The following is a 23,498-nucleotide window of genomic DNA, read 5'->3' as shown; positions in this document are numbered from 1 at the left end:
TTTTTCTCCTCAACTTATGCACTAACTTATTCTATACCGAAATAATACTCAAAAATATTTTTTCCGCATTCTACTGCGTTCCCTGCCTCATACCCATTTACAATTCGAACTGCTACTGCTATTTCTGGATCATCAGCAGGTGCATATCCTATAAATAGACTATGATCCGGTCTATTCTTAACTTCTTGAGCTGTACCTGATTTTCCTGCAACCGATATTGGAAATCCGTCAAATATCCCCGTGCTTTGAGTATATAATTCCATACCTGCATGGACTCCTTCCCAGCTTCTTTTATTGATTTCAATCTGGCTTTCCACTTTCGGGCTTGTTTCTACCCCGTCAATTTTGTCAATTAGTGACAATTGGAAACTAGTACCTTCGTTTGCAAGTGTTGTTACATACCTTCCCAATTGGACTGTAGAAAAGTTATTTGTTCCTTGTCCGATAGCTGATGGAATAGCATAATTATCAGTTATCTTAGGTTTACTTTCGGTTAACTCAATTCCACTTTTTTCATCTAAATCAAACATTTTCGCGTACTCTTGTATATAATTTAGTGCCTGTTTATCCGAAAATTCATCATTGTCTATCATTCCTAAACGATATGACACTTCACATAAATAATCATTACATGAATTCTTCAATGCGCTATCTACACCATTAACATCCCCATGCCCTGCATGGTTCCAGCATTTTAAAGGTGGATCTACTTTATCAAACACTCCATCGCATTCAACCATGGTTGACTCATCTATTACACCTTCTTCTAATCCCGCAATAATTGTAACAGGTTTAAATGTTGAGCCTGGTGCTGATAACTGTTGTGTTGCACGATTAAATAAGGGTAATGATGCATTATTATATATTTTATAATAATATTTGTTATCCATTTGGTTTGCTAAACGATTATTATCATATCCCGGATAAGATACACATGCTAGCACTTTTCCTGTTGCGGTATCTGTAACAACTGCTGATCCCGAACATGGATCTAACGCTAAATCCGCTGGCGTAATTTCAAGTTTCTGTATTTTTTTAATTAACAAATCAAAAGTGGTAATTAGCCCTCGATTCCAGTTTTCGTAATCCTCATCTTCAGGATTTAAAAATTGCTGTTCATATAATAGCCTAACGATATCATCTGGCAATATCTCATCGTTGAGTACCAAGTATTTATTTATTAACTCATCAAACTGACTATTTTCCTGTAATTCATTTACTATAAAAGAGACCAATGATTCATAGATTTCATCTTTGTTCAAGTATTCTTCTTCTGACGCAATTATATCTGAATTTATGTTTCCAACACCAATTTGGTCATACAAATAGTCTTTCATTGATAATTCGCCTTTTTCCCATTTTTCAACTAATTCTTCATTATTGTTCTTGTTATTTATAATGTTCAAATTATCAATGATAAAACTCTGGTATTCTTGATTTTCAATTCCCAATTCATTATATTTCGTTGACAATTCTCTTAAATCTTTTTCAATACCTTGAACCACTTCACTTTTCTTTTTCAGAAAAATTTGAAAAAACTTTCTCTCTAATTCCGAAGCATCCTCTTCTCTTAATTGTTCTAAATCAATAACGCCATTGTTTAAAAGTGCAATATACACATCATATATTGGAATTTTTATTTCAGTAGTATCATCTACCCCTTTTTTATCAAAAGTTTTTGTGTTAATCAGATGTTGCACTAATATATCGGCTATCTTCCTTTCTAATGCTTCATATGTTTTTTTCTGTAATTCAACATCTATGCTTAAATATACGTCTTTTCCTGCTCTCGGTTGCTGTATTACTCCAAGATCTTGTGTAGTTCTCCCTGTATTATCTACATATACTTCCTTTTTCCCATCTCTTCCTTGAAGAACTTGATCTAAATATTGCTCCATTCCAGATTTACCCACTATGGAATTAATGGTTAATTTACTATCATCCCTTTCTTTTAACTCCTCGGATGATATAGTGCCTGTGTATCCTAATATAGAGGAACACGCTTCTCCTCCTTCATACACTCGTATTGTATCCTGTTTAATATCAACTCCTGAAATATCATATTGATTTTCCATAATGGCAGCAACAGTTTCATCTGATACATCTTTTGCCACTGTTACTGAAAGATATTTTTGATATGCCTGTAAAGATAATGCGTAGCGTATATTTAAAATATCAAGTAGATCACTTTTTTCAAACTGTTGCGGTAATCCATAATCTTTTTTTTCTTTATCTGTATACTTCTTCTCTCCTTGCGCAAAAACACAGAACTTATCTGATAAATAAGAGACTATTTCATCTGCTGTAGAATTTCGTTCCTTAGCTTCCATATCGTCGATGTTCGCTTTTCCATATACATCTGCTTTAAATCTTTGAAGCCAAAAATCATCTACAGAAAATTGGAAATTACCGTTTGGATCTATTATAATTTTTAGACTAGTTTCTATGCTATCTCCTTTACTTTTTATAATACGAATCATCTGATAAATTTTTGAATTCAAATTCAACTGTCGCTCTCGATCTGAATTATAAGTTTCTTGATCTTCGAATGTAACCGAATTAGCTAACTTATTTGTAGCAAGTGGTTTGCCATTACGATCATAAATATTTCCTCTTGCTCCAGATAGTACAATTTCTCTTTTCGATTGTAAAATAAAATTATTTTCGTATTCTTGTCCTTTCACAATCTGTAATTGAAACAACCGTACTATTAAAATCGAGAACATTATAAAAAAAACAATTAATAGGACTAAACTTCTTGGTATTTTTAATTTCTTCATAATTTATTTTCTGAATTTCCAAAGAATAATCTCTGAAGTACTCCTTTTTAATATTTCCTCCCTGCATTTGTATGATTATAAATTTAAAAAATCATTGCGATCGTAGTTGATTATATAAATAAAAAGCATCATTTACATGAAATGGTTCTGTATTATGATTTCCTTCTGCATTTACTGTTATAGCAATATATTTTCGACCATTAACAATCGCTTCTGAGGCTAAACAAAGCCCTGCCTCATCTGTATAACCTGTTTTTCCTCCCACAATTTCACCCTCATCCAACTCCCATTGATCTCGTAGTTTAAACATACTACTATAAAAAGTAAAACCACTTAAATGCTGGTCTGTCGGCGCAACAAAATAACTTTTTGACTGAAATATATCATTAAAAGTTTGATTTTTTAATGCATACTGTAAAAGAATTCCTATATCTTTCACTGTAGTATAGTGAGATTCATTATGTAATCCTGTTGCATTCATAAAATGTGTATTATTCATTCCTAAATCTTTAGCTTTCTCATTCATTAGTTCTACAAATGCTTGTTCTGAACCAGCAACATACTCCGCTAAAGCAATTGAACACTCTCCCCCTGAAGGCAAAATGTTTCCATACAATATGTCAATTATTTTTGCATTTTCACCAGGTAGAAAGCCCGCCATTGACGCATTTTGGGCATATAGTTCATCAAATATTTCTGGCTCTAATGTAATAGTTGCTTCCAAATTGTTTATATTTTCAATTGCTAGAATACATGTCATTATTTTCGTTAATGATGCTGGAAATATTTTTTCATCCTGTTGAAATTGAAATATAACTTTACTGTCATCGAGACTGATTACAATTCCAGCACTACTATGTAGCTGATCTAAATCCAGTTTCCGCTGTTGTGTCTGAATAACTAATGGTTTTACTGTTTCTTCAGATTTTTCTTCTATTTTCTCCCTCTCTTGCGGATTGAAAATTTTTAATAAGACTAACAAACTGATAAGTATTATAAAAAGCAAACTTTCTATTATCCAAACTATCTTTCTATTTTTCTTTTTTACTTTTTTTCTTCTCTTACTCATATATACCTTAATCTTCTTTCTATAACCTGATAACTAAATATTCTTTTACAAAAACCACGCGTGTAAGACTTATAGCTAATAAATCTTTTTTATTTTTACAGGTGTCATATTTAGAAGTATATATATAACACCACTAATCTTACACGCGTAAGACATTTATAATATTACATCCGTAAGATTGGAATGTCAATATATTTTTTTCTATTTCATATTCTACGTGATCATGTTATTTGACCTTTTGCAAATTACCTGCATTGATTTTAATTCATCAAATATACCTTAACTTTAAACGAAACATGTCTATAATATTTGAGGGCAGAATCGCAAAAATACGAATCTGCCCTCAAATATTATAGTGCAATGCTTAGATATATAATTTAACTTGTTGAAATTCTTTTTCAATACTCTTCGTATACTGGAATATCTAATTCAATTTTCTGTACTTTATTAGACAAATATTGACAAGTTCCATCGCCATACGGTTTAATGACAATTTCATTTTTAAAAGCACAATCAGTATTCCTATCTGGCCATATAGCATCAACATATAGCGTGAGTGTTCCATCACTATTATCCAAATAATCTACTACTTCACCAAAAGGGGATGTTCCTCGATAAAAAAAGGTTCCACTATCATAGGTATTACTTTCCATATCATATCCACAATGCTTTCGCAATTCTTCTATTGTAACAGGTAAACAAGCTATCATAACATTTTCATATATTTCTGCTGAAATTCTCCCTGAATCTTTCTTTAATTGTTCACCTGTATGTACCTGATATAAATCCTCAAACAATCTAGGTAATAATATCGTTTCTACATTACTTTCGTCCCAATTTTGAGTAAGAAAATTATAGTTCAAATAGTTAAATACAGAAACATATTGATCAGTTAATATTCGCAATGTGTCCGATAACGGTTTTACACGATAATATTCTTTTAGTGCTGCATGTGCAACAATATACTCATATGAATAGATTAGATATCCTTTTGATGTGTATTTTATTTCAGCAATATTGTTCGCTGTTCCGTTTGATATTTCAGCTTGTTCTCCTTTTTCCCAAGTAAGAGTCATTGTAAAAGTTTGCAACACTTTATTTCGATATATAAAAGTTTCAGAACAAAAAGAACCATCATTATTTACCTCATATATTGTAACATCTGTTTCTCTATCCTCTAAATAATCCAGATAAAATTCTTCCACTTTTTCATAATTTTCCATATTCATATTTTCAGCCACACATACCAAACCATTTTCGCCAAAACGCTTTTTTATCTTTTTTACTTCCTCTCTTGAAATACTCTGATATCCTGTTGTTTGATCAATAATTGGATGATAAATATCCTTACATTGAGTTACTATTTTTAATAATTGATTTCGAAGTTCTTGCTTCTCTTTTTCTGTTAAAATACATTTCGTTTCTTCTCTAATAAATGGATTTTGGATATTCTGTTCTTCTTTTTCTTCTAACTGTTGATATACTTTCCAATTGTCTTCATTACCTTTTTTTTCTTGTATCTTTTCTTTGCAACTGGTCAAAGCATATAATATAATCAATATTGTGAGAAGTATAATCATTATCTTCCACTTTTTCTGCATTTTTTCTTTCTCCTTAATATTACATTTGTAAGACAAAATATAATATTATATGTATATAACTATAAAGTCAAGATTATTAGTATAAATTCAAAATTTAGATATTCTGAATACAAAAATTTAAAGTTCTATATATTTTAAGTAAAAATCTATAGTCAATTTATACGCCTTTTAATTTCCCTGTCTACAATTTTTTAATCACTAAATTTTTCCTTATGACACAAATAATTGCGTAAAGGAAAAGATATCAGTCAAAACAATCTCCATTTAAAGATTTTTAAAAAAAATTTATAAAAACACTACTTTAACAACAGACTTGTGAAATATTATACTCCACAAGTCTGCCTGTTTCCTTTTATTATGTTTATTAAGTGCCTGTATAAAATAGCACTTCTTATTCTCTTTATTTAAATAATCCCATATCCAAGAATAGTTGCACTTCCAACAGAATATGAATGTTTCCAAACCCCTCGGACATTATTACCACCAATGTTAGTACCTGTATTTCCTTCTACTGTATAAATGATTCCACCTTCATATTTTTCCACGATTCCCACATGATCCGATATGCCATCTCCATTCCAATCAAAAAATACCAAGGAACCTGCACTCGGAATGCCGCCTGTTTCCTGCCACTTTCCATGACTTTTAAACCAATCAATTCCATTTTCGCACAAAGAAAACTTCGGCATTGCACCAGATTCTATCAACCCAGCTTGTTCCCCACACCAACTGACAAAGCAGGCACACCATTCCACATAAGAATCAAATCCATACCATCTCCAGTATTTTTCCCCATTACTACTCCCAACTTCCTGTTTTGCCACTTGCACAATCTGTCCGTTTCCAAATATTCCGCCAAGGATACCACCTCCAGAATAGTATCTCTGAACATGAGGAACATATTGAGGATCTCCATATCTTGGCCAACCAAGTTCCGCTGCCTTTTCTTGGCTAAACTGCAATGCATTTTCCAGACTATAACCGCCATGATGTTCTAAAGCCCATCCAATATAACCATTTCCGTAATTATATCCTTGCCAACTGAGTTGTAGCCTGCTGATATCTAATGGACTTTCACATCTTGCCTGTCTTACACAATCTGCATAATATTGTACCCCTACCTGTATGGAATACTCTGGATCTTGAATCGCCCCTGGACTATTTGGATAGCGGGTATTGTACGGACATTCACTTGCCTGCATAGGATCTGTTCCACGTCCTCCGGATTCCTGCATCATGATTGCTTGGATTGAAGGTACATATTCCGAAATTCCATACTGTGAAGCATACCTCTGAATGGTAGATGTATAAGCCAGTACCTCCTGACTTAGTGGCTCCGCACTAGTACTCCCGGAGCTTCCTGCAATTCCACCAATCACCCCCCAGAACAATTACCAACAGCACAACAATCCAGCCGCCTGCCACCAGAAAGGTTCCTAATGATTTTACTGCGGTAACTCCCGTTTTAACCGCTGTTTTTATTCCAGATACTGTCCGTTTAGCTGCCTTTGCAGATTGTGTTGCAGCCTTTTTCCCTTGGACAGCTAATTTTTTTCCAGAACGGTAAGCATGTTCTGCCTGTTTCTTTAATTTTGACGCTTCCTTTGAAGTTTTCGCTGTATGTGCTTGTTTGATACGATTTGCAGAATCTCTCAAAGGGGTCGCATTTTTTACCTCTGCAATGTTCTCTCTCGCTACTCCTGCTGTTCTTTTGTTTACCGCTTCTTTTGTTTTAATTCGTATATCAGTTTGACGTTCTATTTGTGAATTTCCTTGAGTTCCACTGTTTCTACTCTGTTCAGCAGTACGATCCGCATTTTTACTCCTTCGTTCTTTGATGACTCTCCAGGTCTTCTCTGCCTTTTTTTTTGCCGCTTTTTTACTGCCTTGAGAAACGATGGTTTCCCCTTTACTGGCCGACCACTTGATTCCTTCTTCCAGCCGGTCAGAAGCATACTGTTCCGGAGACTGTTTGGGAGAAAAATGGGAACCGTCATGCGTAGATAGCAGGGAACGTTCTGCAGATTTTAAAGTAATATCCTTGATCAATTCTTTGGGAAGCTGTTTGGCATGTTCCCGGACTTTCAACGTCCGGTCTACCTCTTTTGTTTTAATATCTGCCTTATTCTCCTCCTTTATCGTTCCACCTGTTTTTTCCTATCTAACAGTTTCTGCATATCTTTTTGTGCTTTCTGTACCAGTGGGTGCTTCTCATAAGCCTCCACAAGTGCAATTAAATCCCGCTCCACCCCATTTCCTTGATATAAAGGATAGTGGATATCACTGTACTCAGGCACATCTGGATCATGTAAAATAAATCCAATCCCAACCCCCATACCGGATCTTTTCTGTTCCATTTTCTGGTATATCCGAAAGGCTTCTTTTAATGTGGCGCACTCTGTCACTTCTCCCATTGTTTCAAATTCCATGCATTCAGCTGTATAAAAAGATATTTTCTTTTCCTGTACATCTTTTATCACATTTACACACCCTTTCTCTATGAATCAAAAACCGTTACACAGTCCCCCATGTAACGGCTTTCATATTTTTTGATTCAATTATGACGTACTGTAAAACACATTTGATGAACGAACCTATGCTATACAGCTTTCAAACTTTCTCCTGGTTTTGTTGTCATCAGTTGGTACAACTTTGTATTCCTTGGGAATGTATTTTCAAATGGAACCAGATTTCCAGAACAGCGTATCAAACCACTTCCAGCTTTCACATTTGTGATATATCCTAACTGGTTGTCGGAAATGTTCAAAAGTCTTGCCAATTCTTCCCGGTCCGTACTTGCCTGGTTCAGCATAACTAAAAACTCACTGTTTGCGAGCATAAGTCTTGCCGTATCGGAACGTAGAACCTCATCTACATTCTGGCTCATGGCATTCACGAACCCATTATACTTTCGGATACGCTTCCATAACTTATAAAAAAATTCCGCACTGTATGGATAGCGGAATAACAGATAAAACTCATCACAAAAGATCCAGGTCCGTTTTCCTTTTTTCCAGTTCTGGATCACACGGTTGAAAATGGCATCCAGTGTTACCAGCATGCCAAGAGGCATGAGCTGGGAACCCAGTTCCCGGATATCATAATCCATGATACGGTTCTTCGTATCCACATTTGTTTTATGCGCAAACGTGTTCAGACTTCCACTGGTAAATAATTCTGCTGATAAGGCAAGAGCTCTTGCTTCTGGCTCTTCCTGCAGCATCAGCTGTCGGTATAAGTCCTTTAAAGTCGGCACTTCCTTGGTATAACCGCTGCGGATATAATCACGATAAGTATCAGCTGTACAGCGGTCAATGATGGATTTATCCTTTGCGCCCAGATTGCCTGCCCCTATCAGCTGTTCAAAAACAGACAACAGAAATTCTGATTTTTCAATTAGTGGATTGGTATCATCCCCATAGCTGCTGTCCATATCCATAGCATTCAGATGCATTCCAGAAGTTGCTGATACTTTTACAACTTCTCCCCCTAATGCTACTGTCAGGTTTCCAAATTCGGATTCCGGATCTAGAATTAGGATGTCATCCTCCGTGGCAAGTGCTAATGCAACAATCTCTTCTTTGGCAGAAAAACTTTTTCCGGATCCACTGACTCCTAAGCGAAAACTGTTGCCATTCAGCAGTTTCTTCCGGTCCACAACGATCATATTTTTGCTGACCGCATTCTGCCCGTAATAAATCCCGCCTTCCTGCATAATCTCCTGGGTATGGAAAGGGATCAGCACAGCTGTGGACTCTGTGGTCAGGGTACGCAGAGCGTTGATCTTTCGTGGTCCAAAAGGCAGCGCCGTATGCAGACCGTCCATTTGCTGCCACCGCAGAGTGGACAGCTGACACAGATTTTTCCTCGCAATGGATTTCAAGGTTTCCGTATCTGAGTTCAACTCCTTATAACTGTCTGCCATATGCACAATGGTCAACACCCCGAACATCATTCTCTGGTCTCTGGTGGTCAGATCATTTAACATCTCCTTTGTTTCGGTTCTCTGCAACTCCATCTCATACGGAATGGTTGCAGAAAAGTTATTGTTTTCGTTCTGCCTTCTCTGCCAGTTGGTCACGTTCGTTTCTACACCAAGCAGTTTGTTTTGTATCTCACGGACTGCTTCATCCGTAGGGACTGGCAGGATATCAATTGACAGCATTAAGTTTCTGCTCAGATCACAGAGTTCCGATACCATGCTGTCCCGGACGTAAGTTGCATAATCCTGCATATATAAAACACGCCCATATCGCCCATCAATCTTAAAATGATCCTGCAAGAACTCCATAGAATCTGGTGCAAACCAGTCTTTAAAATCATGTCCTCTTTTTACAGCTTCCTTAAAATCAAACTCTGCTGTCGCAGAAACGTCTTCTTTAAAGAAATCACGGAAAATCTTCAGACGCTCTCCAGCATCCAGTTCTTCCCCAATGGAAGATAACTTCGCCAGATGTGTGGTGATATCCGTTCCAACACGTGCGAAATAGGTCCTTGCCTCATCAATGTTCTTCTTATGGACACTGATCGTCAGATAACGTTCCCGAAGAATACTGTTATTGGTATCACTGATCTTGGATAACAACATTTCGTTGTATTCTTTTCGGTATTCATCCAATCCGTCCTCTTTCATAGGGATCAGAATGGATTGTTCAAATTCTGCCTTATTGATGCGGCGGTTATTAATGGTAAGTTTGGCGGATGCGCCGGAGTCCAATGCATTTAAAAGCTCGGAATAATCCAGAAACATTTCTGTCTTATCCTCTTTGCTTGCAATGGAATAATTGATATCCGTAAAACGGAACGATTTTGAAAACAGCCTGCCGGACTGAAAGATGCCATCCGGCCAGATCCGCTGTATCGGGATTGCCTGCTGTACAGACTTCGGAATCATAAATTTCTCTTTTTCTAGTTTTAATGTACGATGCAGCGTTTTAATCAACCGCATCCCCCCTTCCTTTCTTTTTTCTATTTTTGCTTCTCTTTCGTTCTACCAGCTCCGTGCCATTTCTGCAGGAACGTGTTCCGATTTCTATTGTCTCTTCCAGACATTTCAGATAGAGATTCTCCGATTGAAACACCAGCTTTTTGGGGCATAAGATCTCTGATTTTAACCACACCCATACGAACTTTTCCAGTGTCATCTGGTGATAGCGGAAAAAACCACATCCCGCAAAAGGGGCTGCAGCAAAAACACTCAGCCATCCGGCAATCTCCGTTCCACAGGTATCTTTTGTCCCTAGATAAACACCTACTGCAGCAGCAATCGCCAATACAGAAAAGAAACACTGCCGCATGCTCAGTCCAAAGAAAAAGGACTCCTGAAATTCCTGGATCTCTTTGTTCATTTTTACTTCCATTTTGTCAATACAAATAACAGAAAATAAGCCAGGGGACGGCCTTTTCTGTCATAACTCCTTTCCTTTTGTATTCCCACATTTTACCGTTCCATTTGATTTCGTTTTTTCTTTTTCGGCACTTGGCTCTGTTCTTCAAGTTCTGGATGATCCTTATAAAAACGTTTCATTCCTTCTGGATCTAATTCCTCCAGCCGCTTAAGATCAAATGCCACTTTTGCATAGGTACAGAATCCAGAATGTCCTCGCTCTGGAAGAATTTTACCCAACTTATGTTCTTGAATAAATTTCAATTTTTCCTTACTCCCAAAGTCCTGGATAAAGGCCTCATGAACATCCGATCTCTCAAACGGTAAATTTACCGTCAGATCACTAAAAGATTCCCATACACCATCTTCCTTTGCCAGCATTCCAATATACAGACCTTTTCCTGTATAGTAAGTGCCTATCTCCAGTTTGATTTCTTCATGTCCCATTTCCCAATCATATCCTAAAATTGGTTGTTCTTTCATACTCCTGCCTCCTTACTTATAACCCCATGATTTCTTTTACAATCCGGTCCGCTGCCTTAATTGCCCCTACCAATACTAATAGGTTAAAGATCAGCTCTGCCACATAATTCCATACAATATTCACCGCAGATAAACTGCTGTCTGCGATTGCCGGCGGACTGGCAGCAAATACAGAAAAAATAATGCAGGCAAGTGCAATGATTGCTCCTTCCATACAAACCCCTGCATAGGAACGGACAAAGTTCTTCCCTATGTTCTGTGTAGGCTCTCCCGCAAAAGTCGCAATGGGAATGGGTGCTATGGCTGTGTACATATACAGCTTGAACATCCTTCCATACACGGTCAAGATCATAATAAATGACAAGACTGTAATAAACAGGCTGCCAAGCAGTGTAACAATCCAAAGAGGAATAGAATCTAATAATCCTACACTTTCAATCTTCTCCACCATTTCAGCCGGAAGTTCGATTACATCTGAATCCCCACCAAATCCTGAATTTTGCATGATTGTAGATACCATTCCCTGTATGACAGAAAAAAGTGCCATCATCAATTCCAGCCCATACCCTACTGCCCCTTTTGCCAGTGCAAATCGAATAAACAATTTCACCGCATGCTCTGGCTTTTTTACGTCCAGATAGCTGCTACAGGTTTTCACTACACTGATCGCAAAAAAAAGTACTAAAAGTCCATACCCGATTCCTTTTAGAGCATCATGAATGGTCAGCATCACACTCCAGATATCTCCGCCTTTAAAGGTTTCCGGGCTTTGCGTTAAAAGCTGCCAGATTTCTGACAGCTTAGAATTCCATGTTTCTAACGCATTGTTTAGATTTTGAACGATCCAGTTATCACTTTCCAAGTAGCATTTCACCTCCCTGTTGTTTCCATTTACAGACAGGGAGAACAGCACAGTGTCTGCTCTCCCGCTGTACTGCTGATATCAGATTACACCATGATCAAATCCAAAATCTCTTTTGCAAAGGTAATGATGACGCCGCCTGCTAAAGTCAAAAATCCATTTGCCCTCTGGCTTGGATCATGCGATTTTAAAGACAAGCCGATCTGCACCACACCAAATCCTAACAAGATCAAGCCAATCGCCCGGATCAAGGAAAAAATAAAATCAGACAAGTTATTCACCACTGCTAATGGATCTCCTGCAGCCAGAACAGGGGTTGTACACCACATCATGGCGAATACGATTACTGCATAGCTGACAAAAAATCGTTTTTGTACACCACTCATTCGCAAAGGCTTCGTCTTCGGATTCTTTTTCTTAAACAATTTCTGCATCATATGCACGATACACATTCCTCCCATCTAAAAAGGCTGCTCTTTGCCGAGGATGTCCTCTTCACAGAGCAGCTCATAATCATCTAAGCGTTCAATATCAATATTCAAATCATCATGTGACCTCGGAGCTTTCGCATAGTCATACGGAGGCGCACCGCCATCCTCTGTCCATTTCACATTTGGATGTTTCTTTAAATTATATTTGTCATCCAGCATGGGACGTTCCCCTCGGACAAACAGGATTGCTTTCCGGTTATCCAGTAAGCGGATCTCATCCGGTGTAAAGAGTTCCCGCCCTGTCTGCTGATAGTTCGTAGAATAACTTCCGTTTCGTCCTTTTGTCTGTCCATAAGTATTCGTATCTAAAGTTTCTTTTCCCAACAGTTCCGAAATATATTTATGTCCCTCTTTTTCGTTGCCTCCCAGATATAAAAATTCATCGCAATTACCTACCAAGCTTTCCCATGAGTCCTTAAACAGGGCTTTCATTTGCGCCATATTCTGGATGATGATACTGCAGGAAATTGCGCGTGACCGCATGGTAGCAAGGATCTTATCAAAATCATCCGGCAAGGCTACATTCGGCCACTCATCCATGATACAGTGGACGGGTACCGGCAATCTCCCTCCATATTTTCGGTCTGCTACATAATACAGTGTCTGGAACAGATTGCTATAAATCATACCTACCAGATAGTTCAAAGAAGTATCGGCATCGGGGATACAGCAGAACAACGCCACTTTCTTTTCTCCGATACTTGCCAGATCCAGCTCATCCGTACAGGTTAAGTTTGCAATCTCTTTCAGATTAAATGCAGCCAACCGGACACCAACAGAAATCAAGATAGACTTTGCTGTTTTTCCCGCTGCCTGCTTGTAAATCTGATACTGTTTCACCGCAATGCTGTCCGGCTTTCTCATTTCTAACCTTTCAAACAAAATGTCCAGAGGTGACTGATATTCCTCATCTTCTTCCTTAACCTGGGCACTACCTAACATCTCCATGATCATAGGGAAATTCTGCTCTTCCGGCGGTGCTTCATGTAACAGGTACAGCATCAGAGCCTGCAACAGCGCTGTTTCGCTCTTCTCCCAAAATGGATCCGATGCCTGTGAACCTTTTGGTGTTGTATTGCGGATCAGGTTGTTGATAAGTTTTAACACATCTTTGTCATCATGGACATAACAAAATGGATTATAACAAAAGGATGTATCCGGGTTGATCAGATCAAACACCCGTACCTCATATCCCATCCGTTCCAGCAGTCCTCCAGTCTTCCGGAGTAGCTATAGCGATAGGTAAGGCTTTGAAGTAATCTCCACCTTTTCCCCCGCTCTACACCGTACATGATGCTTTCGCATCATACGGCGTGCCATCATACTCAAGTAAATTTATAAGTTATCTTTTCTTAATTGGTAGTAATCCATAATTTTCACGCAATCGGTTGAATCTCCGTCTTTGCTTGTCGTCCATATTGAATCTCTTCATTATTCTGATAGTTTCTGAAATATCCTCTGTCATAACAGCTCGCCATATTTCCTCTGAAATAAATGCGATATTAGTATGCTTGTCTGTACCACCTTCACCTACTGGAATTTTCCTTATACATTTCATTTGATGTACATTCAGCCTATTTCCCATGACATAGCAGTTCCCCTGTTGCACGAGGTATGCAGAAATACTATTATCATTAAATTCAATGCTTTCATTAGGATTCCTATACTTCATCACATTTCGTAATTCCTGTGTTTCTACACATTGGACAGATTTATGAATCTTTTCTCTTCCTTTTGCTGTATAGCTGGTAATATCTTGTGAGAAATTTATAGGATGTTTGTGATGAACTCCTGTAAGTGGCAGTAGTGGCATTTTGCCTACTGTTATAATTTTGGTTTCTTTCTTGATTCCTACAGTTTTCTGTTGAAATTCATAGGGCGTTTCCGCAAACGGAATTGTACTTCCAATACATGATAATCTGGTTCTAAAGGTTGGTAAGAGAGCGTAATTAACATCCGTTAGATTGTTATATATGTTGGTAGCAATACAGTAATAATTCTGTATCCCTATCACTGCCATGTTATAGGCATTGATTCTACCAACAGTTGTGTGTTTCCTTATATTAATCACTTTTGCCTTTAATTCAGCAGTAATCTTTTTGATGGCTTTATCGCTCATATCAGTTTTAGCAATGTATCCATATCTGGTCTTGCCTTTTGGCAGGACTTTAATTTTGAATCCCAGAAAATCAGAAGAGTTCTTTCGGAGATTAACAACTTTGGACTTCTCCGGACTAATGTCGAGTTTTAATCTTGACTTTAAAAAGTCTATTGTCGCATGATAATATCTTTGTGCATCAGTATAACTTCTGCACATAATTTTAAAATCATCAGCGTAACGCACCACATACCCATCTTTTAGATTTGTATATTTTCGTGCATAACTCAACCAGCCCTTACTTCCTTTCATGTTGCCTTTCTTCACTCCATTTGGTGTAAAAGTCTCCCACTGGCTACTTACCCACCAATCAAGTTCATTCAGCACAATGAGCGAAAGTAGCGGACTAATCAGCCCACCTTGCGGTGTACCCTTGTCCGGTATTCCTTCTCCTTCAATTTCTGATTTTAATATTTTGCTAATGATACATAGCAATCGTTTATCTCGTATACCTAATGTCCATATCTGTTTTAGCAGCTTTCCGTGGTTTACATTATCAAAGAAGCCCTTGATGTCCACATCCACACAATAATAATGTTTATACATATTTACCATGCTGACAACTCTGCTGACCGCATGGTGGGCATCTCTATTTTGCCGGAATCCATATGAGTGATTATGAAACTTAGGTTCACAAATCGGCTCTAACACCTGTAGGATACACTGTTGTATCAATCTATCCCAGATACATGGAATCCCTAACGGACGCTTTTTATCGCTTCCGGGCTTAGGAATAAAGACCCTCCTGACTGATTGCGGATGATAATCTGCTAATTGTTTTCTGACAGTTTCAATTACTTCCCTGTCCGATAGACCTTTGATATCCTCGATTGTTTTACCATCTGTACCAGCGGTTTTACTTCCGCTATTGGTTTTTAGGTTTCGGTATGCCAGGCAAATATTCTGCTCTGAACCGATAATTTCTAATAACTTATAAAAGTTGTTACCATTTTTGCTCTGCTGATACAACTCATCGAATGCTTTCTGCATATCGTAATATTCGTTGTACCGGAGCTTAGCTTTCTTTTGTATGGTCTGTAACCTCCTATCTGGGAGTTATTACATCTCTTAGTCTTACTCGAACCCATACCATTTGTAACTTATTTACTCTAATATATGACTAGTGGCTATCCCTCCACCGCTTGTTATCACGGTTTCATCGGTACTATGCCACCGCTTTCACTGACATTATCTCCCTTATATCATCGCTAATCTCACGATGACTTTCCCGTTCGATACGTTTCATAGACAGTAAAATCTCCACGCTGTCAGCTTACGACGTTCCGAATGCGTTATCTGTTCCTATATACCCGTAGGTTCCCATCTCTGAGCCTGCTACCACATCAATGCCTGTAACATTGCACGGATTTTCATAAAGGCAGAAGTCTTACTCACCCGCAGTAGCAACACTAGTTGTGTTACTAAGCATTTATACTTAGTCCCGATATAGACCCGTACATTCGAGGGTTCGTCAGTGGATTATGTAACATCCACCATTCTAACCATAGGTATTTTATAGACTCCCGGCATATAGGATACACCATCCACCTCTGGACAGCTTTCGTCAACTACTATTGTTACGGTATCTCTCTGCCGACTTCACCGGGCTTCTGACATTTCAATGTTTACTCATTTCCATGCCAGCCGGAGTATTAGAGTAGCCTTTCAGGGCGTTACCCCTTCATTCGACTATTCACGCATTCAGTTCTCCAACTCGAACTAATTTCATTACAATAAACAATGATTCAGTTGAGATGTGCCAGTCCTTTTCAGACTGGAACGTCTCGCACCTCCTTTCGGATCCGTTACTACAATGGAACAGCCACCGCCTTTTTTCGACTCAGCCTGAGAGCATTGAAGAATATTAGGAACTGCATAGGTACGACTTTTTCCGGCTCCTGAGCCACCCGCCACCAAGACATTTAAGTTTCTCTGGTGCTTATAGACTTCCTGGCTCATGCGAAAGTTTTGTGTCAAAAGAAGATTATGGGTATACTCCTTGTCTGCATATCTCTTACAAATCTGATGGACGTCTCCCCAACGGGCGGAACCGTGTTCCACACCTCTTCTATAATTTCTTTTTTGGGATTCATAAATACCAATGCCTAAGAAATAGGCTGCTGTGAATATCAGAATACATTTGAACGTATACGGTGTATACGTGATAAAAAACGGCTGTTCGAGTTTTTCGCTCAGCGTTTCTAAGATTTGAATAAAATTCTTATCCGGTGTAATGGCACAAGCGGTAATCGCTGCCGCCCACCAGACAAATGGCAGAAAGACAAGATACAGAACCCAGTCCTGCTTTTTTGTACTTATCTCTGCAAGTCAGATTCTCTTTTCTTGCGTGGCTTTTCTTCTGGATGTCCCTGTCCTTCTTTCTTATGAAAGGAATCCACTCCCGGTATCAGTGAGAGACTTCTGCCGTTGTCCCACTTAACACCAAGCTGGCCTGCATCATCCACATACTGCACAGTTCCTTCCAGTCCCTGCGGCATACCCGCTTCTCCATCCATCGAATTCAGACAGATTCTTGTTCCTGCCGGATACTGTTCTCTAAGTCTTGCCACTTTTTCTCTTGAATAAATGACCAATCAACCACTCCTTTCTCTACCAGAACATGTGTCTGCTAGTATTCGGTTTTGCAACCTGAATAATAACTTTATCTATTCCATCACTGTATCTTCCGGCTGCAAGATATTTACTTCTGAGTCTGTTCAGTGCCTTACGGATCTGCCTTTGTTCCCCGGCTGTAATCTGCAGTCGTTTCTGAGCGAGGTCGTATTCACTTACTTTTTTCAGAAGAGCTTTCGTTTCTTCCAAACATTCATCCTGCTCACTCTGCGCCTGTAGCTCATCATTCAGTGCCACCACGAACATATTTTTCATAATGTTATCCATCTTCAAATAGTATTTTGTCATCTGGCTGACCTCCTTTTTTGTTACACCAACCATATCACAAGACCTCCGTAATAGCTACTCCAACCGTCCAACTTTTTCACTTTTATCGTTCCGGCTGGTTCTTTGCTTTTTTCTCTTTTCCAGATGCTTTTTCATCCTTGGTTTCCGGTGTTTTTACAGGGTCTCCGATTGCGAACTCATCGGTTACATACTCCTGTTCCTTTGCACCAAAATTCCGTTCGATATGGTTTCGGATACTATAGGAAGCCTGACGGACATCATTTAAAAAGTCTCTCAGTTCCTGTGGATCTTTCTTTCCACATTCATTTCTCTGTGCAATATACTCCAGATTGAATCCGGTAACATCCACACCATAACGTTTCGCAATCACATAGGCTGCACAATAAGCCTGTGCACTGACTTTCTGTCGGCTGTAGGTTCCGGTATGCTGGTCCAGTGCTGCACACGCCAGTTCTCTGTTCAGTGCATGGAATGTCGTTACTTCACTCATTCCGTTGCGGATATAAATGGTACGGTATCTCGGATTGTACTGGGCCTGCACTTTGTCTGGCAGATCATCCTCAATCTGCACACGTACCGACTGGTCTTTTAAGACAGTTCCTATCAGTTCTGTCAGACTTCGCTGAGGGCGTTCTTCCAATGGCTTTCCAGACATCTGACTGATGTCAAATCCTTTTCCAATCGTATACCCTCTCCGCATTTCTCCGTCTTTTTCGTATTCAGTGGAAATCATATAAGTAATGCCATGTTCCCCGACTTTGACCGAACGGTGTTCTTCTCTCCAGCGTTCATAAGACCTTACCACCTTAAAATCTGGATGCTGTCCGTAAATCAAAAGCAGATTCGGTGTTCTCTGGGTATTACACTCTGCCATAAAGTCCAGAAAGCCTTTCAGTTTTTCTCCATCCTGAAAAACTCCCTGTGCCTGTGAATCTACTTCAGCCCATACCTCTTCTCTTTCCTGCTGTTTTTTGGCTGCATATTCTTCTTTCGTCAATTTCTGTTCAGGAACCTGCTGTTCTTCCGTTCCCCCTGAAATCATATCTGTTAAATCCATATACATTACCTGCCTTTCGTTTTCATATTCTTACGTTTCTTCCGGCTCTCTCTGGCATTTTTCCGTCTGTCCGGCCTCTTACGTTTCTCTTCCTGTTCCTTGCGGATATCTCCGAGTTCTTTCCGCACAGATGGTTTTTCATTCTTTTCTTTCCAGCTAATTTCCCGATCGGAAGAAGTATTTCTGTTGCGCGAGAAAGGTTCGGATGGATTCTTTTCTTCCCCCTCCTGCGCCTGTGTAAAATTTCCTTCCGGGAAAGCCTCATCCCCGATCTGGAACATTTCTTCCGCATCGTCCAGTTCAAATTCTATCTTGCCTTCCGGCAGGACAACGGTCTCTGTCCGTACATTCTCCCCGGTTTCTTTTTCCATCTGGTTTTCTGCCTTTTCCGGTGCAGTCTCTTTTTCCACTGCTTCCGTAACCATAGAGCCTGATTCTGCTTTTACAAAATCCAGATTCATCCGGTCTAATACCCGATTCATCTTCGCTGCATCATCTGCAAATACCATGACCTCTGTCTGGTCCGGATTCACCTTATCTTTGATGACTACATATAAGATACCTCTCGCCTTGGCTTCTTTTGCAAATTCTTTTAAACGGTCACCCGGAACGGTAAAAAATTTCATCGGGCGCTGTTCCTTTAACATTCTGGTAAGTCTTGTTTTCCCTCTTGTCTTTTTCTGGTCCTTCAAGGCGGCAGCAATAAAGACTGCCACATGCTTTGCTACATTCCCGGTGATCTTCAGCGAATACTCCATCCCTTCCAGACTGTACCGTACCACCTGATCTGCCGGTTCTGCTCCGTAATTCATACTTATCTCACCTCCTGACTTTTCTGCATTCTTTCTTTATCTTCCACACGTTTTTCATTCTGGCTCTGTTCTTCCGCTTCCTGAAGTCTCGCTTCGATTTCCAAGGAATGTTTCTCAATCTGAACGGTCATACGAACTTCCTTACGGAGATTTTTTAATTCCTCATTGATTTCGGACAGCCGTACTTTTCCACTGTCTTCACTGTCATTCCGATAGAGCTTTCTGCGTTCCTTCATCAGTTCTGAAATCTGCTTTTGTAACGGCTCACGGTATGTGGCAAGCTGTTCTCTGGTCGTAATGTCATGCTTCATTAAAAACTCAATCTGTTCAATCCTCTGATCCAGTTTCCGGATATCCTCTCTGATGGCATACGGACTTCTTCTCGGTCTTTTTGGCAGTACTCCCATCTGATATAGATAGGAATAATATAATGCCTGTATCCCGGTCAGTTTCCTCTTTGGAGGAATCTGCACCGTCTTTTGATAGATGCGTTTTACTTTTGGCTGTAAGATCTGTCCACGGATCTCCTCTTCGGAATAGTTTTTTCCAAGAGACCGTAGCCGGATGTACCGTTCCATCCCCGGAGCCTTTAAAGCGACATATTTCCGGTTCAGTTTCCATGTGTATCCACGCTTTTCCATTTCTTTTAAGAATTGTGACCAGGAGTAGCTTTCCTGTACAGACTCCCTGATATCCAGACGGATCGCACTTCTCCATGTCGGTTTCCCTTCCTGTTCCGCTTTCCACTGTACATAAGGGATTGATTTTTTCTGGTCGGATTCAATGATAGACAGACCATATTTTCTGCACAGCTCATCGGAGATCTTCCGGATCTCCGTATAATAACTCTTTGCATTGCTGTGGTACTTACGCCCGTCTGCCATGCTCACAGAGTTCCAGACAATGTGGTTATGATAATGTCTGGTATTCAGATGCGTTGTGATAACGACTTCATACTGTCCCTTTAAGAGCCGGTCTGCCAGTTCCTGTCCGATGAGATGTGCCAGTTCCGGTGTCACCTCACCTTCTGCAAAACTCTGTACCAGATGGTATCCTTCCACACCGCCCATCTTATGGAATCTCTTTTTTGTTTCCACCATATCTGCATACGCATTTTCATTGGTACATCCGATGGTATCTTCGAAGACCGCCTGTTCCGTCTTTGTCCGGTTCATGGCATAATCAATGGCAGCCTCCAAAGAGTCTGCTTTCTGTGTGGTTTTTTCTTTGTCTTTCACATATTCGATGGAACGGTCCAGGCGGTGGACGGGGATAACACTTGTATAAGCCATCTGTCATTACCACTCTTCCTTTACCAGATGCCATGTCTCTTTGGTAAGCCGGAGCATTTCCTGCACACTTTGCTCACTTGCCATTCCCGAAGCATTCGCAACATGGGCAAGCTGGTTCGCATTATTGCACAGACCCGCTATCTTCCTAAGCAGTTCCGGGTGATGCTCACAGGGTTTTGCGTGTACCTGTGCTCCTAAGATCAGCGAACGCATAAACTCTTCCCGGCTCAGTCCGCTTTTTTCCACCTGTTCCTCCAATTCCCTGAGTTCCCTTGCATTTAACCGCACCGGGATCACATGGTTTCGTTTTCGCATTGCATCACCGTCCCTTCTCTTTTCTCTTTCATCATATCGCCAAGCTCCTGATCCGACCGTTTCGCAGTCACCATACAGCAAGTCACCACGACTCCGAAACAACCTCCACACATCAATGCGATCATAATCATGACTCCGTCTCTTAACATAGCTTATCCTTCCTTTCCATGTTCATTTTGTATTCGGGGGATTGGGGTTCTCCCCAAAGTGCGTTTGGATATCCAAACGCTATGCTTGCAAAACGAGTACCGCCAGTCTCTGTATCACCCGGCAGACCCGCCTCTGATTTATTTCGATTCTTTGATCTGTACCAGTCCATCAAGTGTCGTACAAATGATATGGAGTCTGTCTGCCATACTGATTTCCGTGTTCATCGTCCCTGTCACTTCTTTTCCGCATACAACGACCATCCGGCATCTCCGCAAAAGGATATGGGACATCCTTCCATACCCCTGCATATCTTCCGCATCCCCTTCTTCGAGGAACGGTGAAAATCCAAATCTCGGACAGATCGGTACATAACCCAGTTCATAGATTTTTCTGCAATATTTCTGCACTTTTACCCGGCTTTCTTCTGCTGAACAGCACACATAAGCCAGAGCCTGTTCCATACGCTCCATCCCCTTTCTGCATCCAGTTGGATGCCACTGCTTTTCTCTATTAAAAAACAAGATGTCCTATTGGACATCCCGGCTACTTTTCATCCTCGTTTTCTTCTGCTTCTAACGCAAACTTCACTCTGTCACTTCCCAATTTATAGTAGGCATCCGTCACTTCAATCCCTACGGCACGATACCCTGTCGTAACCGCTGCAAGGACAGTTGTTCCAGCCCCGGCAAACGGGTCCAGGATCAGACCTCCCGGCTCGCAGATCTGGATCACATCTTTCATAAGCTGCAATGGTTTCTCTGTCACATGGATGCGGTTCTGCGGATTTCCATATCGAAAAACACCCGGCAGACAGGAGACCGGGCGGTTGATCGGCATCGGTCCGTTACTGCCCCACACGATATATTCAGCCTGCTGGCGGAAGCGCCCTTTCTGCGGACGGGAGTTTCCCTTATCCCACACTGCGGTTCCTCTCCAGATCCAGCCTGCCCACTGCAGGGCATCCGTAATGGATGGATACTGTCTCCAGTCAATAAACAGACAGATAGGTGCCCCTTTCTTGCAGGCTTTCCGGACATCATACAACCACTCAGCCATCCAGTGTGTCCAGGATCTCTGATCTTTATTGTCCCCATCAAAATCCGGAAGTGCATTTGCAGCACTCATACTGCTGTATTTCTGGTTTGTAGTACGATTTCTTTCATTCTGCTTTGTTCCACCGGACGCATACGGTGGATCGGTAATGACTGCATCAAAGATTCCAGGCTGGAATGCTTTGACCAGTTTTAATGTATCTCCATGTAATATTCTCCAGTTTTCCCCTTCGGCATATTCCTCTGGGTATGTTCCCTCTTTCATAAGTTCTTCCAAACTCAGGCCATTTGTCATAGGCATCATCCTTTCTTTTCTCAGCGTTCCGGCTGATTTTTCTTCTTTGTCTTTTTATTTTCTTTTGGTGGTGGACTCAACTCGGTTTCCACATATTCACTGATAATCAAAAGTGCTTTGTAATAGTTCCCACTTTCCAATACCCTTTTACACATTTCTTTTGCTTCTGCTGTCTGTTTATTCTTTTTCAAAAGAGTTGAGGCATCGCCCATAATGGAAAAAATATTCCCATTATGTCCAAGGAGCTGTAACTTGGGACGTTGTTTCTCAGGCTTTGTCGGAATCTGCTCTGTTTTCTTCTCATACATTTTCGGCTGTTCTATATCAGGATGCCAAAAATGCACATTCAGCGTTCCTCCATCCACCTTGATATCCCTCTGCTCAAATCCTTCACCCCAACCGTCACTGTACTGTCCTGTAATGTATTCAGTGAATTCCTGTAGTTCTTCCTGACTTAAAAGTTCATTTAATTCCAGTTTGGTACATCCGTACAGGATTCCGTCTTTGTTTTCTATCGTAACAACTGCACTTTGTATCTTTCCCTGAATGGACTCACTTCCATCAAAATACTGCATGAGATCATCTTCCCCATAGCGTTTCAGTTCTTCTCGGATGACTTCTTCATAATCGGCAAGTTCTGTTCCATCCAACGGCATTCCATATTCATCACTCTCCGACCAATCTTCTTCCCATTCGGATTCTTCTGAATAAAGATTTCCAGTCAGCTCTGTCAACAGATGTATGTGTATCGTTCCTTTTTCTTCCATTCTCTA

Annotated in this window: 24 protein-coding genes; all 24 read right to left on the bottom strand. The window is 40.0% G+C overall.

The window, feature by feature from the left end:
- Positions 1 to 26 precede the first annotated feature (26 nt).
- The gene (locus tag AC6I5B_RS05360) at positions 27 to 2,780 is read right to left on the bottom strand and encodes a penicillin-binding transpeptidase domain-containing protein (RefSeq protein WP_497773657.1); all 2,754 of its coding nucleotides are present in this window, start codon (positions 2,778 to 2,780) and stop codon (positions 27 to 29) included.
- A gap of 91 nt (positions 2,781 to 2,871) precedes the next feature.
- Positions 2,872 to 3,849: a D-alanyl-D-alanine carboxypeptidase family protein gene (locus tag AC6I5B_RS05355; RefSeq protein ID WP_270846043.1), complete on the bottom strand. Its 978-nt coding sequence runs from the start codon at positions 3,847 to 3,849 to the stop codon at positions 2,872 to 2,874.
- Positions 3,850 to 4,247: 398 nt separating this feature from the next.
- Complete coding sequence (locus AC6I5B_RS05350; RefSeq protein WP_009244242.1) at positions 4,248 to 5,450, bottom strand: DUF6070 family protein; 1,203 nt, start codon at positions 5,448 to 5,450, stop codon at positions 4,248 to 4,250.
- A 404-nt stretch (positions 5,451 to 5,854) separates the two neighbouring features.
- Positions 5,855 to 6,829 (bottom strand): lysozyme family protein, encoded by a 975-nt coding sequence (locus tag AC6I5B_RS05345; RefSeq protein ID WP_378957103.1) that lies wholly within the window; start codon positions 6,827 to 6,829, stop codon positions 5,855 to 5,857.
- Entirely contained in the window at positions 6,792 to 7,538 is a 747-nt protein-coding gene (locus tag AC6I5B_RS05340) for a hypothetical protein (RefSeq protein WP_378957105.1), read from the bottom strand. The genes AC6I5B_RS05345 and AC6I5B_RS05340 overlap by 38 nt, the downstream gene beginning before the upstream one ends.
- Before the next feature lie 47 nt (positions 7,539 to 7,585).
- Positions 7,586 to 7,930, bottom strand: coding sequence for a hypothetical protein (locus tag AC6I5B_RS05335; RefSeq protein WP_004613131.1), 345 nt, complete (start codon positions 7,928 to 7,930; stop codon positions 7,586 to 7,588).
- Positions 7,931 to 8,049: 119 nt separating this feature from the next.
- Positions 8,050 to 10,398 carry a VirB4-like conjugal transfer ATPase, CD1110 family gene (locus AC6I5B_RS05330; protein ID WP_009244244.1) on the bottom strand — a complete coding sequence of 783 codons (2,349 nt, stop codon included), beginning with the start codon at positions 10,396 to 10,398 and terminating at the stop codon, positions 8,050 to 8,052.
- Positions 10,385 to 10,810 carry a PrgI family protein gene (locus tag AC6I5B_RS05325; protein ID WP_004613133.1) on the bottom strand — a complete coding sequence of 142 codons (426 nt, stop codon included), beginning with the start codon at positions 10,808 to 10,810 and terminating at the stop codon, positions 10,385 to 10,387. The genes AC6I5B_RS05330 and AC6I5B_RS05325 overlap by 14 nt, the downstream gene beginning before the upstream one ends.
- 80 nt (positions 10,811 to 10,890) lie before the next feature.
- Positions 10,891 to 11,319 carry a DUF4313 domain-containing protein gene (locus AC6I5B_RS05320; protein ID WP_009244246.1) on the bottom strand — a complete coding sequence of 143 codons (429 nt, stop codon included), beginning with the start codon at positions 11,317 to 11,319 and terminating at the stop codon, positions 10,891 to 10,893.
- Positions 11,320 to 11,335: 16 nt separating this feature from the next.
- Positions 11,336 to 12,181 carry a VirB6/TrbL-like conjugal transfer protein, CD1112 family gene (locus AC6I5B_RS05315; protein ID WP_028087971.1) on the bottom strand — a complete coding sequence of 282 codons (846 nt, stop codon included), beginning with the start codon at positions 12,179 to 12,181 and terminating at the stop codon, positions 11,336 to 11,338.
- Between the two features lie 86 nt (positions 12,182 to 12,267).
- Positions 12,268 to 12,642 (bottom strand): hypothetical protein, encoded by a 375-nt coding sequence (locus AC6I5B_RS05310; RefSeq protein WP_004613138.1) that lies wholly within the window; start codon positions 12,640 to 12,642, stop codon positions 12,268 to 12,270.
- Positions 12,643 to 13,869, bottom strand: a complete 1,227-nt coding sequence (locus tag AC6I5B_RS05305) for a VirD4-like conjugal transfer protein, CD1115 family (protein WP_497773656.1) — start codon at positions 13,867 to 13,869, stop codon at positions 12,643 to 12,645.
- 145 nt (positions 13,870 to 14,014) lie between these two features.
- The gene (gene ltrA, locus AC6I5B_RS05300) at positions 14,015 to 15,862 is read right to left on the bottom strand and encodes a group II intron reverse transcriptase/maturase (protein ID WP_062807359.1); all 1,848 of its coding nucleotides are present in this window, start codon (positions 15,860 to 15,862) and stop codon (positions 14,015 to 14,017) included.
- 696 nt (positions 15,863 to 16,558) lie between these two features.
- Complete coding sequence (locus AC6I5B_RS05295; protein WP_497773655.1) at positions 16,559 to 16,891, bottom strand: type IV secretory system conjugative DNA transfer family protein; 333 nt, start codon at positions 16,889 to 16,891, stop codon at positions 16,559 to 16,561.
- 254 nt (positions 16,892 to 17,145) lie between these two features.
- A complete protein-coding gene (locus AC6I5B_RS05290) occupies positions 17,146 to 17,424 on the bottom strand; it encodes a DUF4314 domain-containing protein (protein ID WP_024852684.1) in 279 nt (92 codons plus the stop codon).
- A 16-nt stretch (positions 17,425 to 17,440) separates the two neighbouring features.
- Positions 17,441 to 17,785 carry a hypothetical protein gene (locus tag AC6I5B_RS05285; protein WP_007884627.1) on the bottom strand — a complete coding sequence of 115 codons (345 nt, stop codon included), beginning with the start codon at positions 17,783 to 17,785 and terminating at the stop codon, positions 17,441 to 17,443.
- 49 nt (positions 17,786 to 17,834) lie between these two features.
- On the bottom strand, positions 17,835 to 18,809 hold the full coding sequence (locus AC6I5B_RS05280; RefSeq protein ID WP_044927355.1) for an ArdC family protein: 975 nt from the start codon (positions 18,807 to 18,809) through the stop codon (positions 17,835 to 17,837).
- A 5-nt stretch (positions 18,810 to 18,814) separates the two neighbouring features.
- Positions 18,815 to 19,621: a PcfB family protein gene (locus tag AC6I5B_RS05275; RefSeq protein WP_007884625.1), complete on the bottom strand. Its 807-nt coding sequence runs from the start codon at positions 19,619 to 19,621 to the stop codon at positions 18,815 to 18,817.
- A 2-nt stretch (positions 19,622 to 19,623) separates the two neighbouring features.
- Positions 19,624 to 20,913, bottom strand: a complete 1,290-nt coding sequence (locus AC6I5B_RS05270) for a relaxase/mobilization nuclease domain-containing protein (RefSeq protein ID WP_497773654.1) — start codon at positions 20,911 to 20,913, stop codon at positions 19,624 to 19,626.
- Positions 20,914 to 20,919: 6 nt separating this feature from the next.
- Positions 20,920 to 21,228 carry a plasmid mobilization protein gene (locus AC6I5B_RS05265; protein ID WP_024852688.1) on the bottom strand — a complete coding sequence of 103 codons (309 nt, stop codon included), beginning with the start codon at positions 21,226 to 21,228 and terminating at the stop codon, positions 20,920 to 20,922.
- Positions 21,207 to 21,377: a hypothetical protein gene (locus tag AC6I5B_RS05260; protein WP_004614514.1), complete on the bottom strand. Its 171-nt coding sequence runs from the start codon at positions 21,375 to 21,377 to the stop codon at positions 21,207 to 21,209. The genes AC6I5B_RS05265 and AC6I5B_RS05260 overlap by 22 nt, the downstream gene beginning before the upstream one ends.
- Before the next feature lie 138 nt (positions 21,378 to 21,515).
- Positions 21,516 to 21,839, bottom strand: a complete 324-nt coding sequence (locus AC6I5B_RS05255; RefSeq protein ID WP_172590495.1) for a DUF7768 domain-containing protein — start codon at positions 21,837 to 21,839, stop codon at positions 21,516 to 21,518.
- 82 nt (positions 21,840 to 21,921) lie between these two features.
- Entirely contained in the window at positions 21,922 to 22,725 is an 804-nt protein-coding gene (locus AC6I5B_RS05250) for a DNA-methyltransferase (protein ID WP_330412099.1), read from the bottom strand.
- A gap of 20 nt (positions 22,726 to 22,745) precedes the next feature.
- A complete protein-coding gene (locus AC6I5B_RS05245; protein ID WP_004614518.1) occupies positions 22,746 to 23,492 on the bottom strand; it encodes a hypothetical protein in 747 nt (248 codons plus the stop codon).
- Positions 23,493 to 23,498: the final 6 nt, after the last annotated feature.

This window comes from Faecalimonas nexilis, assembly GCF_059731825.1.
This window is presented reverse-complemented; position numbering and strand designations above follow the sequence as displayed.

Coding starts and splice junctions, on each gene's coding strand:
- AC6I5B_RS05360 (WP_497773657.1), bottom strand. CDS start 2,780: ATGAAGAAATTAAAAATACCAAGAAGTTTAGTCCTATTAATTGTTTTT.
- AC6I5B_RS05355 (WP_270846043.1), bottom strand. CDS start 3,849: ATGAGTAAGAGAAGAAAAAAAGTAAAAAAGAAAAATAGAAAGATAGTT.
- AC6I5B_RS05350 (WP_009244242.1), bottom strand. CDS start 5,450: ATGCAGAAAAAGTGGAAGATAATGATTATACTTCTCACAATATTGATT.
- AC6I5B_RS05330 (WP_009244244.1), bottom strand. CDS start 10,398: ATGCGGTTGATTAAAACGCTGCATCGTACATTAAAACTAGAAAAAGAG.
- AC6I5B_RS05325 (WP_004613133.1), bottom strand. CDS start 10,810: ATGGAAGTAAAAATGAACAAAGAGATCCAGGAATTTCAGGAGTCCTTT.
- AC6I5B_RS05320 (WP_009244246.1), bottom strand. CDS start 11,319: ATGAAAGAACAACCAATTTTAGGATATGATTGGGAAATGGGACATGAA.
- AC6I5B_RS05310 (WP_004613138.1), bottom strand. CDS start 12,642: ATGGGAGGAATGTGTATCGTGCATATGATGCAGAAATTGTTTAAGAAA.
- AC6I5B_RS05305 (WP_497773656.1), bottom strand. CDS start 13,869: ATGGGATATGAGGTACGGGTGTTTGATCTGATCAACCCGGATACATCC.
- AC6I5B_RS05285 (WP_007884627.1), bottom strand. CDS start 17,785: ATGGTTGGTGTAACAAAAAAGGAGGTCAGCCAGATGACAAAATACTAT.
- AC6I5B_RS05280 (WP_044927355.1), bottom strand. CDS start 18,809: ATGGATTTAACAGATATGATTTCAGGGGGAACGGAAGAACAGCAGGTT.
- AC6I5B_RS05275 (WP_007884625.1), bottom strand. CDS start 19,621: ATGAATTACGGAGCAGAACCGGCAGATCAGGTGGTACGGTACAGTCTG.
- AC6I5B_RS05270 (WP_497773654.1), bottom strand. CDS start 20,913: ATGGCTTATACAAGTGTTATCCCCGTCCACCGCCTGGACCGTTCCATC.
- AC6I5B_RS05265 (WP_024852688.1), bottom strand. CDS start 21,228: ATGCGAAAACGAAACCATGTGATCCCGGTGCGGTTAAATGCAAGGGAA.
- AC6I5B_RS05260 (WP_004614514.1), bottom strand. CDS start 21,377: ATGTTAAGAGACGGAGTCATGATTATGATCGCATTGATGTGTGGAGGT.
- AC6I5B_RS05255 (WP_172590495.1), bottom strand. CDS start 21,839: ATGGAACAGGCTCTGGCTTATGTGTGCTGTTCAGCAGAAGAAAGCCGG.
- AC6I5B_RS05250 (WP_330412099.1), bottom strand. CDS start 22,725: ATGACAAATGGCCTGAGTTTGGAAGAACTTATGAAAGAGGGAACATAC.
- AC6I5B_RS05245 (WP_004614518.1), bottom strand. CDS start 23,492: ATGGAAGAAAAAGGAACGATACACATACATCTGTTGACAGAGCTGACT.